Here is a 13,687-nt window from a genome sequence, read left to right as displayed (position 1 = left end):
CGAACGAAGTATTAACCTGCGTTGCAGGCCCGCTTTCAGCAGCCACCAACTATGCTGCGCTCTGCGCCGGCAGTAAACTGGAAATTCCGGGATAGTTAAGCGGAAAAAGTGGCTCTCATTGATCCGGAATATCCAAGTAAACTACTTACAGGTTTTTTAATTTATGATTTAGGGCTATAATTAGTTTAAAATGAACCGATTATTCTGATATATCCCTTTTTATTTCACATCTTAATTGTTTGAGGTTTCGTTGCTAATAAAATGATTCCGAATACAGCGCAGATGATAATTGCGGTAATATGTGGCACCGCTTGAAGGACACCGTTGTAGCTTTTGCCAAGCACAACAAGCATATCGGCAACAGGGATGATTGTTCCCGTTAGTAAGGTCACGCCCAAGACCCTTCTTTCTTTCAGAAGCACAAAGATGCAGATCACAAGCCCGGAAAATAGATCCCGGATACCTTTGATATAATGAAATGAATAATCACCGTTGGCATTGAAATGAATCCCATAACCACTGGTTGCCACTTGGGGAGAAATAAAAAAGCGTACGCCAAGGAAAATCATTCCCAGGCCCAATAAAAATGCGATAGCATAAGAAATTCTGGTTGTCATGATATTTTGTCTCAATTGTTAAATGATGACACAAAACTATCAGTACAACAGCCGGCATTAATGCACCTGGGTTAACAAATCAATATGGGCTAAAAAATTCTTTTACGGATACGGCTCAGCGATTGCGGTTTGACGCCCACAAATGAAGCAACATGATACTGGGAAACCCTTTGTTGCAGGTCTGCATGTTCTTTTATAAACCGCTCATAACGGAGCTTAGACGTTTCTGTATAAAAAGAACTAATGTCCTTTATCATTTGTAGAAAAACGGCCTCAATCGCAATGCGGCCATAACGTTCCCCCTGGCGAACACTCGCATAAAGTATCTGCAGGTCACTATGTGAAATGACAAAGACGTCACTGTCTTCTAATGCCTGAATAATTTTTGAAGATGGGCTTTGCGGAAGAAAACTTTCATAATTGCATACGTACTGGTTTTCCTGGGAAAAAGAATAAGTTTTTTCTTCCCCATCGTGATTAATATAGTATCTCATTAATCCTTTGGCAATAAATCCTACCTGTTTACAAATTTGCCCTTCGGATAAAAAAAATTCTCCTTTTTTGTAAGTTTTTTCTTTAAAAAGAGAGCTTACAATGTCTTTCTCTGACTCGCTAAGCGTGATCAGATGTTGTATGTTATCAAGTAAGCTGCTTATCATGGAATGGTATAGCTTTCAAAATAGTCTGTGGCTCATTTAAAGATTATGGTACTTAAACTTTCAGCAGCCTTATCTGCAACCTGGTAATTTCCTTTTTTGACTATTACATTTAAACAGCTAGTGAGTATAGCTGATCTGCACCCTTACGAAGGCAAATCCAAATTTAACTTGTGACGATCTTTCTTTTATGGTTCTGGCCCCAGCGGATCATTGCGTCAATGACTTCCTTGAGTGTCGCCGCATAAGGAGTTGCAGAGTACTCAACGGTAACTGGTTTTGTGTCGCAAACTTTTCTGCCGACCAACTGGTTGGTTTCAAGCTCCTGCAACTGCTGGGATAGAATCCGGGTGGAAATTCCAGACTCCTTTGCCAGCTGGCCGAATCGTTTTGTACCCTCATTAACCAAGATGGAAAGAATTAGCAACTTCCATTTTCCATTGACAACATATAAGGTGTCCTGTATTGCTGAATGCACATTTTTGCATGCTATCTCTGATTGATCTCCCATATACTTACCTATTTGTAACTACTTACCTTTATGTAATTGGTTACAAATATACCCTATTAATGGACAACCTTTGCAACTCAATCAAATACTTTCAAAATGGAAAATTTCAAAGACAAACTCGTTGTCATAACGGGAGGCAACAGTGGAATTGGTTATGCCACAGCAAAAGAATTTAAATCGCAGGGAGCCACCGTGGTCATAACCGGGAAAAGAGAAAACGCATTGGATCAGGCCTCAAAAGAACTTGATGTCTACCATAAGTTGACCGACCAGAGAAATTTATCGCAAATAGATGATCTTGTAGCGTATATAAATGATTCGCTGGGCAAAGTAGATGTGTTATTCATCAACGCCGGCGTGGCTTTCTTCACTCCGCTTGCCTACACTTCAGAAGAGCATTTTGACACAATGGTCGATGTCAATTTTAAGGGAAGCTTTTTTACACTTCAAAAATTTCTTCCGGTCCTTAATGACGGCGCTTCGGTCGTCTTTTTATCCTCTGGCAACACGGCACTTGCCATGGAAAACAGCGCTGTGTATTCAGCAAGTAAGTCCGCGGTCAGTCATTTGGCAAAGATCGCAGCAAAAGAGCTTGCTCCAAGAAAGATCAGGGTGAACATCGTTAGCCCCGGGCCGACTGATACGGAAATGCAGACAAAGTTTGGTATGGATCAACAGGTTTTGAGCGCAATGAAAACACAGATCATCAGTCAGGTTCCCCTCGCAAAAATGGGAGTACCACAAGATGTAGCTAAAATGGTCGCCTACCTTTCTGATAACGCTAAATCCTCTTTTATCACCGGGGGTGATTTTTTCATTGATGGTGGTATGGCATTATAAAAAAATAACCGGCTAGAAAATGACAGCAAAGACAAAAAATATTATCAGCTGGGTGTTAAGCGGAATCATCGGCTTAACGCTTGGCGCATCAGCGGTAGACAAGATTACAGCAAGTGAACATGCTTTGCAAATGGGCGCTTCGTTTGGGCTATCAGCAAGTACTTATTCGCTCCTGGGAGTCATCGAGATTTTATCGGTCGTATTATTTGTGCATCCAAGAACAGCAATACTGGGAACACTGCTGCTGTCTTCTTATTTAGGCGGCGCCATTGCTACGCATCTGCAGCATCAGCAAAACATTAAATTCCCTATGGCCATTGAGGCCTTGGTATGGATAACGGCTATTATCCGATTTGAGGAATTAACCAGTAGAATTTTAGGTAAGTCAAAGTAAGCTCAACGAGAGGGCCAGGTCAGATTCTTAAAATTATAACATCGATAATCTCACGGCCTAAATTACAGCTTTGGCCATTTGGTGAAGCATAATAAGCCAGTTAATCTACACCAGCACCAGATTGATTCAAATAAGCTTATTTCCCAATAATATTGAAAGCTATTAATCAAAGCAGTGAAAAAGCCTGGCCTGGTTGTATCCAAGGTAATGCGGATCTGCTTTGTTCCAAATGCTTTAAAAGCAGAAACCTCAGATTTCAAAGCGTAAATATAGGATTCGTCCCACAGATTAAAAATTCATTACATGGATTATAAGATTCGAACATCAATCTTATAATCAGACTGTTATGAACATCAAAACGCACCAATTTTTCATTTTAAGAAGGCCTCTTCTTTCCATGCAAGCCTATTATGACTTTCAAAAGAAGATCTCAGAGAATGAAAACGCTTTGGAGCTCGGACTTAAGACGATCTTTTCCGACCCGATCCTGCAGCAAGGAATTTATCTTGCCTCCCCACAGCTTCATGATCTGATGCTTGCTTTTCTTGGAGATGAACCCATTGGCAATAAGAAAAAGGTGATCTATACGCTTTACAAGTATTTGATAAGATCTGCCACACGCTGTACGCCATTTGGTCTTTTTGCAGGTTATTTCCCGGGTAGCTTTAAGGAAGTCACCCATGTACGCTTTCCTAAAACAGATCGACTGATATGTTTTACAAAGGCTGACATGCAGCTCGCATATGAGCTGACCAGCCAGATAATCAGTAATGAACCGCTAGCTGACACAAATTCCAAATACTTCCCAAACACTTCTCTATACAGGGTGGCTGGCTATTACCGTTACCTGTATAGAGAAGTTCAGGGAGCACAGACAGATTTTATACTTTCTGAAATAAACGCAGATGTTTTACTGGAGAAAATCTTATCATTTGCAAGAAACGGTGCTACGCCCGCTGAGCTTATTGATATCCTACTGAAGGAAAAAATAAATCAGCAGCAGGCCTATGATTGGATAGCAGATTTGATCCAGGCGCAGCTGCTTGTCAGCAGTCACATGCTTAACATTACCGGTGAGGATTTTATTGAGCGCTTTGTGCGCACCTTTCAGAGTCATCACCAATCCCGCGAATCCGAGATACTTAAAACCTTTCAGAATTTTCTCTTAAAGCCGGAAGCAATCGAAAAGCAGCACACAAAGCTTAAAGATATGCTTCAAAAAGCATTTCCTTCATTTAGCGCCAAAAATCTGATCCGGGCTGATGTTCGCTTTAAAACAGAATTATGCACACTTAGCCAACGGGTGATCAGCTTGATTTTAAAAGATATGCAAGAGCTAAGCCCACTGATGCAAAAACCATCATTTACAGACCTTGACAATTTTGCCAGTGCTCTTTACGAACGCTACGGGCAAAAAAAGGTTCCGCTTTTGCAGGCGCTTGATTTTGACTATGGCGTAGGTTATGGCACTTTAAAACCCGGTGCACGAGGAATCTTTCCGCTCTTGGAGGGATTACAGCAAAATCCGGCAAAAATCTCGAAAGAACAAAAAGTAAATCGCTTTGCTCAGGAAGCCTATCAGAAGGCGCTTTCAAATAACGAATGGAGCATTAGGCTTACAGAGTCAATATTGGCTGAGCACAGCGTGAAAGCAAAGGATAATTTTCCTTCTGAATTTTATTTGTTTGGAAGTATTCTGGCGCGTACTGAAAAGGAAATGGACCAAGGGTATTTTAATTTCGAATTTAAGGGTATGGGCGGCCCCTCATCACTGAATTTAATCAGCCGTTTAAGCAGCAGCGACAAGCAGCTTGCAGGCCTTTTGAAGCAGGCTACCGGCACGCAGCAGACCGCTTTAAAAGATGCTGTCTATGCAGAGATCAGTCACTTTCCAGGTTTTAAAGAGGCCAATATTATGGCAAGAGCTGAAATAAGAACCTACGAAATCCCTTATCTTTCCATAAGTAATAAAGATCTGCATTTTCAGATCACCCCGGATGATCTGATGATCAGCTCCGATGGGAAGCAGCTTTTATTGACCAGCAAGCGGCTTGAAAGGCATGTCATCCCAATGCTTACCAGTGCGCACGATTATAGAAACGGCCTTCCCCTTTACCGGTTTCTATGTGAATTCTCTCAGCACAGCGCAGGCGCCTACCTGCATTGGGATTGGGGATCGCTTTCGCAGATGCCAAGGCTTCCCAGAGTCAGCTACAAACACTGGATTCTTAGCAAGGCCTGCTGGAACCTTGATAAAACAGTCCTTGAAGAGTTCATCGAGACCACAGCAGAACCGGTGGCAGCCTGGCAGAAAATAAGCAGAAAGCTTAGTATCCCCCGTTATTTTCAAATCGGCGAGGCCGACCATCAGCTTCTGATCGATGCGAAAAGCATACCTGCAATGGTGCTGCTAAAAGAATTTGTAAAAAAAAACGGACGAATCATCCTGACCGAGTACCTGCAGGGCTCCCGCAGCTGGCTAAGGGATCAGGGCCAGGCTGTTGCCAATGAAATTATTATCCCTTTTAAAGCGGCAAGTTCACAAAACCGGCTTGGACCGTCGTATACAAAACAAAAAGCCACAGCTCAGCAAAACGCCGGTGTAGATTTTAGCGTCGGAAGCCAGTGGCTTTATGTAAAAATTTACTGCTCTCAGGGCAACTCAGACCAGATTCTTGAAACTTATATAGCGCCGCTTTGTAACACGCTGATTGAAAGTAAGCAGATCGAAAAATGGTTTTTTGTCCGCTACCAGGATCCGGCACCACATTTAAGAATCCGCTTTTTTCATGGAAGCAGCCCCGATTTCTGGATACTGGTTTTATCCCGCCTGCACCCGGTCATGGCTCAGAGTCTTCGTGAGCAGTCCGTTTCAAAAATGCAAATAGAGACTTACCAAAGAGAGTTGGAACGCTATCACATGCTGGATTATGATGCTGTGGAATCGCTATTTTTTTATGACAGCATATTTGTCAGCCACGCTTTGCCGCTACTTCGGCAAAATATAGACCCGGATACGTACTGGCTTGCAGCGCTGCGCTCAGCGGACGAGCTGTTTTCTGCATTAGGCCTTGATCTGGGTTCCAAAATTGAGCTTGTTAAAAAACTTCATAAAACCCTGGCAGAAGAACTTGACACTGCTGAGGATCTTGTGGTTATGGACCACAATTACCGGCTAGAAAAAATAAAGATCTCAGCAGTGATGAGCGACTCGGCTTCGCTCTTATCTGACGATATCAGGCTCAGTAAACTTTTTGAAGACAGAACCAAGGCGTTCGGTTTAATTCTTCAACACCACCACAAGCTTGATCTACCGGCAAGACATGAGCTCACTGCTCATTTAATACACATGCATCTGAACCGCTGGTTTAGTGCTGAGCAGCGGCGCCAAGAATTAGTCATCTATCACTATTTAGAGAAGTTTTACGACTCTGCATGGAAATATTACCAACATCTGAAAATTTCAGTATAATTCGTTTGCATGTAACCGGTCAACTATTTAAATTCACTTATAGACCATTAACCAGACAATTAGCCGCAGCATTCGTAGAAACTATTAACTTAAACGAAGTAAGCGATGAAAGAAGATGAAATCAAACCTTTACAATGTCTGATCATTGATGATGAGCCGCATGCGCACAGCACACTTAAATTTCACATGGAAAGCGTCCCCTGGCTGGGGTTTGCAGGCAGTTGTCTGAATGGGGTCGAGGCTCTTGAGGTGCTTTCCCACTTCACACCCGACGTAATTTTTCTGGATGTGAATATGCCCTACTTGACAGGACTGGATCTGCTGGAGATTATTGACAAGCAAAACGTGCTGGTTGTGCTAACTACGGCACATGTCGAGTACGCTGTCGACGGATTTGACTACGATGTTGCCGATTTCCTTTTAAAACCGGTCACCTCAAAAAAGTTTGTAAAAACGGCGCATAAGCTACTTAACAGATTTACCCAAAGAAAAATATCAGGATTTCAACCGGAGCCGCCCCTGCCAATTGTGCCTGCTGATCCTGTTGAAACTGTAAGGGCGGATCATCAGGAAAATAAAAAACAAGATCCCGCTGCACTAGCTACAGACCATGTGGTTTTTAATGAGAAAACGCTTTGGATTAAGGACCATAAAAAGCTTATTCCGATACTATACAAGGAACTGGTGCTGATTGAAAGCAAAGCCAATTACGTACACATTTACAACCGCAGCCGCTTTTACACAACCAGGCTGACGATGAGCAGTCTAAGTGACGGCCTTCCGGAAAACTTTGTGCTCACGCACCGTTCTTACATTGTAAACCGCGATGAGATTTCTGAAATTGAAGGCAATGAGCTGATTATGAGCAATGGTAACCGGGCCAAGATCACGGCCGATGCCAGAAACGAAATTTTTAAAAGGCTTATGTAATATTATGGATAAGTTCTCACAGGACTTTGCTGGAAGATACTTGATAGAGCGTCAGAGTGGCCGGCAAAGAATAGCAAATCATTTGCTGTTCTGGCTGGCCTTCCTGGCTTTCCATCTGGCATTTTTTGTGCCCCATTATAAGGATATTGATTTTAATAAGGTCTGGATTGTATCATACAGCTTTTATTATTTTAGATTCATTCCTGTTTTTTATCTCTCAACGGCAGTCTACCTTTACCTAAGACGCTACATCAGTGGTGGCAGGCTCTTTGTGGCCACACTGCTTTCAATGGCGGCGCTGATGCATCTTTTTACCGCGCTGGTTTTTAACCTGCTCGATCAGCTCTATGCAGTAGGCAACCTTTCTGCTGGCTTTAAAATTCTTCAATCCGTTTATGGTAAACCGTTCTGGCAACGAAGCGGGGTGGAGTGGCTCTACTTTATTTACGATTTTCAGGAAATACAGGTGCTTTTTTTACCGTTAGGCCTTAAAATGATCAAGCTTGGCGTAAGGGCTCAGCTATTGAGCCGTGATCTAAAAAATCAGCAGCTTCAAAATGAACTTGTCGCGTTAAGATCACAGCCATCACCCCATTTTATTCTCAACGCCCTTGATGCGGCCTATACCGAAATTCTTCCCATCAAAAAAAGCGTAGCAGAATACCTCGAAAATCTGATCGATGTACTGCAGTTTTCACTGCGTCAGTCCAGAAATCAGTGGACCAGTCTGCATGGTGAATTTGAGATTGTCCTTAGCTACGTGAAGCTGGAGTCAAGGCGCTTTTCAAATCGGCTGGAAGTATCCGTGTTTCAAAACGGACCGCTCACAGAGCAGCAACAAATCCCAACACTGGTGCTTTTGACGTTGACCGAAAACGCCTTTAAGCACGGGGTATATCCCAACTACCTGTCCAGCCATCTGCAAATAGAGCTTAAAACCGAACCGGGCTGGCTCAGCTTTAAAATAACGAATTCAATCCCGACGCACCCGGTCAATAAAAAAAAGGAACGAGGCTCTGGTATTGGTCTTAAAAATACCCGAAAAAGGCTGGAAATGTATTTCCCCGGTAACCACTCCTTCGAAATCACCAAGACAAAAAGTGATTTCTCAGTGCACATGCGCATTCCAATCCGGGAAACTTCTGCATGACATTTACTTTACATTTCAATTGTATCCGGCGCCAGATCAAAGTGCCGAGCGTGGCAATCTGACTACAAAAGAGCACCCAGCGGAGCCAGAAAAGGCAGCTCGATAAGAGGCCTTAACTGATTGCTTGCATGCATAGAAAGAAAAATGCCCGCTGAAAATCTGATTAAAAGATAAAGCAAAGCAGCCCAGCCTAAAACCGGGATAGACAAACCACCTCTTTCTGTCTGCGCGAAATGGCTAGAAATGGCTCTATCATAGCGGCCGGTATCAAAAAAGCAGTCTTCGACAGCGTCATATCCAAGGATCCTTCCTTCTGGGTTAACAATCTGTACATCTGAAAAATGCAGCTTTCTAACCAGCAGAAAACACTGCTGATCGGCATTACTGCCGCTGATTAAAGAAGTCCAAAGCGGTTCTGATATACAGAAATAATCGTCTGGGATAATCATATTTTCCATAACATATAATTTTGGTACCGGTTATTTTGGTCCGGACCGCAGATTTCACTGCTGTGCTGTTAAAAGTTTATACCGTTAAAATCTGATTAGGACTATTTCAAAGCCGGAAAACCAGCTTTGATCCCTAAAATTTAAAGCTCCGTCTTTGCACTGCTTGTTTTGTGTGTTGATTTATCATTCACTAAAAGTTAAAAAATCATGAAACAAGACGTCCGTTTAAAGCTGGAAAGAAAAATTATTTGCCGTTTTAAAGGAGCTATCTGGCAGGGCCAGGTCAGGCCCGTTGATACCAGCGCGATCACCACCAGTGGTCTGGTCTGTACTTTTACAGCAATCAGGTAAGGTTCCAGGATTCGCTTTGAAGGCAGCTGCAAACAAAGCAGCTGCCTTTTGCATTAAACCGCCTACCCGCCCCAGCACCGGCAGCTTTCGTTACCTCCTTCCTCTGGTTTTCACCTAACCTCAGTTAAATGAAAATTTTAAGTTTAAACCAACAAGGTGCCCATGATCCCAAGAACATACACGCTGGACTGGCTGGATTTTATTATCACAGTTGCTCTAAGCACGTCCCATCAGCAGCAGCCTATGCTGACGCGCAATCAATCTGAAGCAATAAAAGATAAAATCGATGAACAAAAACATCAATACTTTTCCTACCTGAATGCTGTGGGTCTGCAGCTTTCAGGCAGACAAAAGCTAGACCAATTTGTACGGCAGCAGCACATCCGGCTGCTGGCACTACTGGATCTTGCCTGTGAAAATGCTTTGGCAATCCCTTCCGAAAGTGTTCTTATGGTTGCCGTTTCAGATTATCTTAAAAGCAGTATCTATGAGCTGCTTACTTTTCTTGAGACCCGTTTCAACGGAATGATACCGCCTCAGGAAATTGTTCCGGCTGCCTACCTTGCTGAAACCAAAAAAGAGATCGCTTTACAGGCCAGCCATTTACAATCGCTTTTTTTGAACCAGGATGGCAATCAGGATCTGATCGGCATCCTTCTGAGCACACTCACCCATTTTGAAAGCACGCTGCCCGGTATCACGTTCGCAGAGATCTTTTACAAAAAAGAAATGGTAAAAAATCTTCGTCAAATCGGCCTTCTGGAAGAAAAGAGCCAGATTCACAATGCGCTGATAGACATTTCGGTTTATTTAAATTTTAACAGCCGCGCCTTTATTCGGTATTACACAGAAAGTATTGCCCGAAGAATAGACGATGTTGGACCCATCCCTCAAAAAATTGAGCAGCTGCTTTTGAGCCGCAAGCAGTTCAGCCAGATGCACCGAAGGATCGGTGCCCGCTTCAGCCAGGACGAACCAGATCTTGCCAAAACGGTCGATCACTGGTTCAGCCAGGAGATCCTTTATCTGGAAACAAAACAGCAGTGGCAGATGAAACCGCTGCCATCTGAAGAGCAGCCCCCTGAGCCGCAGCCCTTTAAGGTTATGTGCTTTCTTTCGGTTGATCAGATCGCACTCATTCTACGGGCTCTGGACTCACTGCGTATCATCAAGGCGACTTCAATGAATGCAGTTTTTCATGCCATTGCACCTTTTTTATCCACAGTCCGAAGACAGCACATCAGTTGGGAAAGTATGCGCTCGAAAGCATACACTTTCGAAGAGCGCGACAAGGTAATTGCAATCCAGACGCTGGAATCCGTAATCAAATGGCTTAAGGAATATTAATAAATCAAATATGAAAAAACAAAAACTCACCGCTTACCTATCGGGCTTATACATGCTGAGTTTGCAGTTCAGCGCTGCACTGGAGGCTGCCATTAGCAGCAAAAACCTGAAAAAAGGTCAGGTACTCAGCCATACCGCTGCCATCCCCGGAATCTGGTTTATTGAATCAGGCCTGGCGAAAGGCGTTTATTATGATCAAAATGGAAAAGAACATATTACACGTTTTTGGAAGCAGGGCGAAATCATGCTGCTGGCCAAGGGAGTCCAACCGCCTGCATTCACCGCCGAACACATTGTGCTTCTGGAAGACAGCCGCCTGGCCACACTGACCAGCGCCAGTCTGATTTTCCTTTACCACACTTTTCCGGAAGCCTCCAAACTTTCGGCAAAAATGCTTCTGACCGACCGCAACCTTGGCGAACTACGGTCCTACCTGTGCTCGCTTGGCGGCCGGGAAGCTTACAGGATCTTCAAGCAGCATTTTCCTTCGCACCGCCTTCTTCTTCAGGACATTGCAAGTTATTTGGAAATCTCCCCGGGCCGTTTGAGCGAAATCAGAAGAAAATCAACATGAATAATATCCGCCCATAAGCAAAAGAAAGTTTGATTCACTTATGAAACAGGAAGTTAACCGGCACTTTTTCAATCTAGTTTTATTGCAGGCCGGCTTATTGACGTGCTGACCAAACCAACTTTAAAATACAAGCGCAATGAAATTGACCATGCTCCGACTGATCACTGCTCTTCTGGTTTTTCTATTCTTTTACACGGCGATAGCAAAACTAACCGACCTTGGCACATTCGAAAGGGAGCTGCTAAACCAAACAGTTCCGCGCTGGTCCGTTCCACTGCTGCTGTGGCTAATTCCTTCGGCAGAACTTTTGTCTGTTGGCCTATTGTTAAGCCCGCCTGTACGCATTTTGGGACTATATCTATCAGCATGTATGATGCTTGTTTTTACAACATACATGGGCCTTGTGCTTTTGAAAATATTTGAGCGCGTTCCCTGCAGCTGCGGTGGCGTACTCAAGTCGATGGGATTTGGGTTCCATTTTATTTTTAACATGTTTTTCTTTTTGCTTTCTCTTACCGGGATCTGGCTGATGCGCAGCATGCGCCGGCGGCAGCACCCGGACTGATCTATATCATCAGACGCGGTAGGCCCAGCCGGGAGGGCTGCCCTACTGGCGCCAGGGAATGGCCTGCACGGGCCTGCTGAAAACCTGAAAACAGAGTAAGCACCAATTATGTGTATCATTTTTAAAATTTTAAATCTTTTAAGTTATGAAAAAGTTAAAGTTTGATTTGCTGTTTGCAGCAGCACTGATGCTGGGTGGTGGACTGGCTGTGGCTCATTCGGCTACAACCGTAGCAAACACAGTATTTTATAATGACGCTGCCGAAGGACAACCAGAGCACTGGCAACCAGTACCGTCCGGCAGAACCGTGAGTTGTGATGAAAATCCTGACAACGAATGTACCCAGACGCGCAATGAGTCCGGTATTGTGATCTCATCGCAAGCCGGAGACGCATCGCTGTTGTAGTAATTTAATTTTCGAGCTGCCCGAAATATACGGGCGGCTCGAAAACAATCAACTGACTGTCAATGTTGCCTGTTAGGGATTCTGTGCAACCACGCCAAATGAGACCTGGTCCTCAGGAATTTTAAACTGGTAGCGCTGCGAACCGGGCGCTAACACATAGTTCTTCCCAGATATCGTTCTTGACAACGTTACCGCAAAGGCCGGGTCCTGATTGAGTCTTTTTAGATCAGCCCACCGGATTCCACGTCCAAGCAGCTCCTTTCTTCTCTCCAACAGAATGATCTCCAGCGCCTGGCGCGCAGAGGCTGCCGAAAGCGGCTTGAAATCTTTTTTTGCCCACCGCTTTTCCAGCAGCGCATTGAGCGTCTGCATCGCCTGATCTGTTTTTCCCAGTCTTGCCTGACACTCGGCCTTCACCAGATAAACCTCATCGGTAGCAAGACCAGCAAAGGGATATAACGTGCCTGTGTAGCTTCCTTTAAAATTTCGGCTGCTGTTAAAATAAAGTACCTTTCTTAAATCCCCGGGCTGGTATGAATTGTAGAGCGATGAGTCAACCGTAATAGCGGCATTCCCCAAGAGTGAGGAGCGCATCTCTGAGAAAACCAGAAGCTCAGTATTACCCTGATTGAAAGCAAGCGGAAAGGGAGCGGCGCTGGTTGCTGTCAGGGTATTGTAATCCAAAAGCCCACCTTTTAAACCCAGACACTGCTCAGCATAAGAAAGTGCCTGACTATAATCCTGCATAGTTAAATACACCCGGGCCAAAAGCGCTAGGGCTGCCGGCTTACCAGGCCTTGAAAGATAAGCAGCTACCGCGGGCAAAGATGATTCTGCGAGCGTCAGATCGGCCAGAATCCTATCATAGGTTTCTTTCACAGTGCTTCTGCCCAGCTGCTGATCAACATCTGCCCGCAGCGGCAGTACAATCCCGGGGGCACTGTTTTCTCCGCCGGCGATGTATCCTGGGGCAAACTGAAGGGCCAGCTGATAAAAGGCCGATGCCCTGTAAAATAATGCAGCAGCTTTCAGCTGGGCGTAATCCTGACTTTGCTGCTGATCCTTTCCAAGCTGAGACAGGCCATCCAATGCCACATTACAGTTAAAAATCTGCTTGTAGGGCGTATCCCATCCCGGCAGGGTGCGCTGAGCCTGATCACTCCAACTATAGGTGTCCCGGTTCAACTGGCTTTGGCTTAAATAATACGCGTCGGTCAGTTTAAAATCTCCGTCCGCAAGCAAGGTGTGGTAAGGCACTGTATTCATCAGCTGAAGTCCATTATCAAGAAGCGCCTGAAAATCTTCAAGGCTTGTTGGTACCAGTAATGATTTTCTGGGCTTTTCATCAAGAAAATCACTTTCACAGCCTGGGAGTGTACCACCCAGGACTAAGATCAATAGGAGATAAAAATATTTTGCTTTCAT

At 44.3% G+C, this 13,687-nt stretch carries 15 protein-coding genes; 10 read left to right on the top strand and 5 right to left on the bottom strand.

What is annotated here, in order from left to right:
- Window positions 1–224: 224 nt before the first annotated feature.
- From IEE83_RS09555 to IEE83_RS09545, 3 genes are all read right to left on the bottom strand, one after another.
- Entirely contained in the window at window positions 225–617 is a 393-nt protein-coding gene (locus IEE83_RS09555; RefSeq protein WP_194120362.1) for a DUF4267 domain-containing protein, read from the bottom strand.
- Between the two features lie 89 nt (window positions 618–706).
- On the bottom strand, window positions 707–1,276 hold the full coding sequence (locus tag IEE83_RS09550; protein ID WP_194120361.1) for a Crp/Fnr family transcriptional regulator: 570 nt from the start codon (window positions 1,274–1,276) through the stop codon (window positions 707–709).
- Between the two features lie 163 nt (window positions 1,277–1,439).
- On the bottom strand, window positions 1,440–1,784 hold the full coding sequence (locus IEE83_RS09545) for a winged helix-turn-helix transcriptional regulator (protein ID WP_194120360.1): 345 nt from the start codon (window positions 1,782–1,784) through the stop codon (window positions 1,440–1,442).
- A gap of 96 nt (window positions 1,785–1,880) precedes the next feature.
- Here IEE83_RS09545 and IEE83_RS09540 point away from each other — a divergent pair, with 96 nt between their 5' ends.
- From IEE83_RS09540 to IEE83_RS09520, 5 genes are all read left to right on the top strand, one after another.
- Window positions 1,881–2,624 carry an SDR family oxidoreductase gene (locus IEE83_RS09540; protein WP_194120359.1) on the top strand — a complete coding sequence of 248 codons (744 nt, stop codon included), beginning with the start codon at window positions 1,881–1,883 and terminating at the stop codon, window positions 2,622–2,624.
- A 19-nt stretch (window positions 2,625–2,643) separates the two neighbouring features.
- Window positions 2,644–3,018 carry a DoxX family protein gene (locus IEE83_RS09535; protein WP_194120358.1) on the top strand — a complete coding sequence of 125 codons (375 nt, stop codon included), beginning with the start codon at window positions 2,644–2,646 and terminating at the stop codon, window positions 3,016–3,018.
- Between the two features lie 346 nt (window positions 3,019–3,364).
- The gene (locus IEE83_RS09530) at window positions 3,365–6,490 is read left to right on the top strand and encodes a lantibiotic dehydratase (RefSeq protein ID WP_194120357.1); all 3,126 of its coding nucleotides are present in this window, start codon (window positions 3,365–3,367) and stop codon (window positions 6,488–6,490) included.
- 105 nt (window positions 6,491–6,595) lie between these two features.
- Complete coding sequence (locus IEE83_RS09525; protein WP_194120356.1) at window positions 6,596–7,420, top strand: LytR/AlgR family response regulator transcription factor; 825 nt, start codon at window positions 6,596–6,598, stop codon at window positions 7,418–7,420.
- A 4-nt stretch (window positions 7,421–7,424) separates the two neighbouring features.
- The gene (locus IEE83_RS09520; protein ID WP_194120355.1) at window positions 7,425–8,570 is read left to right on the top strand and encodes a sensor histidine kinase; all 1,146 of its coding nucleotides are present in this window, start codon (window positions 7,425–7,427) and stop codon (window positions 8,568–8,570) included.
- Between the two features lie 62 nt (window positions 8,571–8,632).
- Here IEE83_RS09520 and IEE83_RS09515 read toward each other — a convergent pair whose 3' ends face one another.
- On the bottom strand, window positions 8,633–9,028 hold the full coding sequence (locus tag IEE83_RS09515) for a hypothetical protein (RefSeq protein WP_194120354.1): 396 nt from the start codon (window positions 9,026–9,028) through the stop codon (window positions 8,633–8,635).
- Between the two features lie 198 nt (window positions 9,029–9,226).
- Between IEE83_RS09515 and IEE83_RS09510 the strand changes: the two genes are divergently transcribed.
- From IEE83_RS09510 to IEE83_RS09490, 5 genes are all read left to right on the top strand, one after another.
- Entirely contained in the window at window positions 9,227–9,370 is a 144-nt protein-coding gene (locus IEE83_RS09510; protein ID WP_194120353.1) for a hypothetical protein, read from the top strand.
- 162 nt (window positions 9,371–9,532) lie between these two features.
- Entirely contained in the window at window positions 9,533–10,717 is a 1,185-nt protein-coding gene (locus tag IEE83_RS09505) for a hypothetical protein (protein WP_194120352.1), read from the top strand.
- A gap of 10 nt (window positions 10,718–10,727) precedes the next feature.
- Window positions 10,728–11,291, top strand: a complete 564-nt coding sequence (locus IEE83_RS09500) for a Crp/Fnr family transcriptional regulator (RefSeq protein ID WP_194120351.1) — start codon at window positions 10,728–10,730, stop codon at window positions 11,289–11,291.
- Between the two features lie 136 nt (window positions 11,292–11,427).
- Entirely contained in the window at window positions 11,428–11,856 is a 429-nt protein-coding gene (locus tag IEE83_RS33570) for a MauE/DoxX family redox-associated membrane protein (protein ID WP_369009346.1), read from the top strand.
- A gap of 145 nt (window positions 11,857–12,001) precedes the next feature.
- The gene (locus IEE83_RS09490; protein WP_194120349.1) at window positions 12,002–12,262 is read left to right on the top strand and encodes a hypothetical protein; all 261 of its coding nucleotides are present in this window, start codon (window positions 12,002–12,004) and stop codon (window positions 12,260–12,262) included.
- A 72-nt stretch (window positions 12,263–12,334) separates the two neighbouring features.
- Here IEE83_RS09490 and IEE83_RS09485 read toward each other — a convergent pair whose 3' ends face one another.
- A complete protein-coding gene (locus IEE83_RS09485; protein ID WP_194120348.1) occupies window positions 12,335–13,687 on the bottom strand; it encodes a RagB/SusD family nutrient uptake outer membrane protein in 1,353 nt (450 codons plus the stop codon).

It is taken from the genome of Dyadobacter subterraneus, assembly GCF_015221875.1.
In the GTDB taxonomy this organism is placed as follows: Bacteria; Bacteroidota; Bacteroidia; order Cytophagales; family Spirosomataceae; genus Dyadobacter; species Dyadobacter subterraneus.
Note: the sequence above shows the minus strand (reverse complement) of the source record. Positions and strands in the feature narration are given on the sequence as shown.

Excerpts from the sequence above, each read along its gene's own strand:
- IEE83_RS09555 (WP_194120362.1), bottom strand. The coding sequence starts at position 617 with ATGACAACCAGAATTTCTTATGCTATCGCATTTTTATTGGGCCTGGGA.
- IEE83_RS09550 (WP_194120361.1), bottom strand. The coding sequence starts at position 1,276 with ATGATAAGCAGCTTACTTGATAACATACAACATCTGATCACGCTTAGC.
- IEE83_RS09545 (WP_194120360.1), bottom strand. The coding sequence starts at position 1,784 with ATGGGAGATCAATCAGAGATAGCATGCAAAAATGTGCATTCAGCAATA.
- IEE83_RS09540 (WP_194120359.1), top strand. The coding sequence starts at position 1,881 with ATGGAAAATTTCAAAGACAAACTCGTTGTCATAACGGGAGGCAACAGT.
- IEE83_RS09535 (WP_194120358.1), top strand. The coding sequence starts at position 2,644 with ATGACAGCAAAGACAAAAAATATTATCAGCTGGGTGTTAAGCGGAATC.
- IEE83_RS09530 (WP_194120357.1), top strand. The coding sequence starts at position 3,365 with ATGAACATCAAAACGCACCAATTTTTCATTTTAAGAAGGCCTCTTCTT.
- IEE83_RS09525 (WP_194120356.1), top strand. The coding sequence starts at position 6,596 with ATGAAAGAAGATGAAATCAAACCTTTACAATGTCTGATCATTGATGAT.
- IEE83_RS09520 (WP_194120355.1), top strand. The coding sequence starts at position 7,425 with ATGGATAAGTTCTCACAGGACTTTGCTGGAAGATACTTGATAGAGCGT.
- IEE83_RS09515 (WP_194120354.1), bottom strand. The coding sequence starts at position 9,028 with ATGGAAAATATGATTATCCCAGACGATTATTTCTGTATATCAGAACCG.
- IEE83_RS09510 (WP_194120353.1), top strand. The coding sequence starts at position 9,227 with ATGAAACAAGACGTCCGTTTAAAGCTGGAAAGAAAAATTATTTGCCGT.
- IEE83_RS09505 (WP_194120352.1), top strand. The coding sequence starts at position 9,533 with ATGATCCCAAGAACATACACGCTGGACTGGCTGGATTTTATTATCACA.
- IEE83_RS09500 (WP_194120351.1), top strand. The coding sequence starts at position 10,728 with ATGAAAAAACAAAAACTCACCGCTTACCTATCGGGCTTATACATGCTG.
- IEE83_RS33570 (WP_369009346.1), top strand. The coding sequence starts at position 11,428 with ATGAAATTGACCATGCTCCGACTGATCACTGCTCTTCTGGTTTTTCTA.
- IEE83_RS09490 (WP_194120349.1), top strand. The coding sequence starts at position 12,002 with ATGAAAAAGTTAAAGTTTGATTTGCTGTTTGCAGCAGCACTGATGCTG.
- IEE83_RS09485 (WP_194120348.1), bottom strand. The coding sequence starts at position 13,687 with ATGAAAGCAAAATATTTTTATCTCCTATTGATCTTAGTCCTGGGTGGT.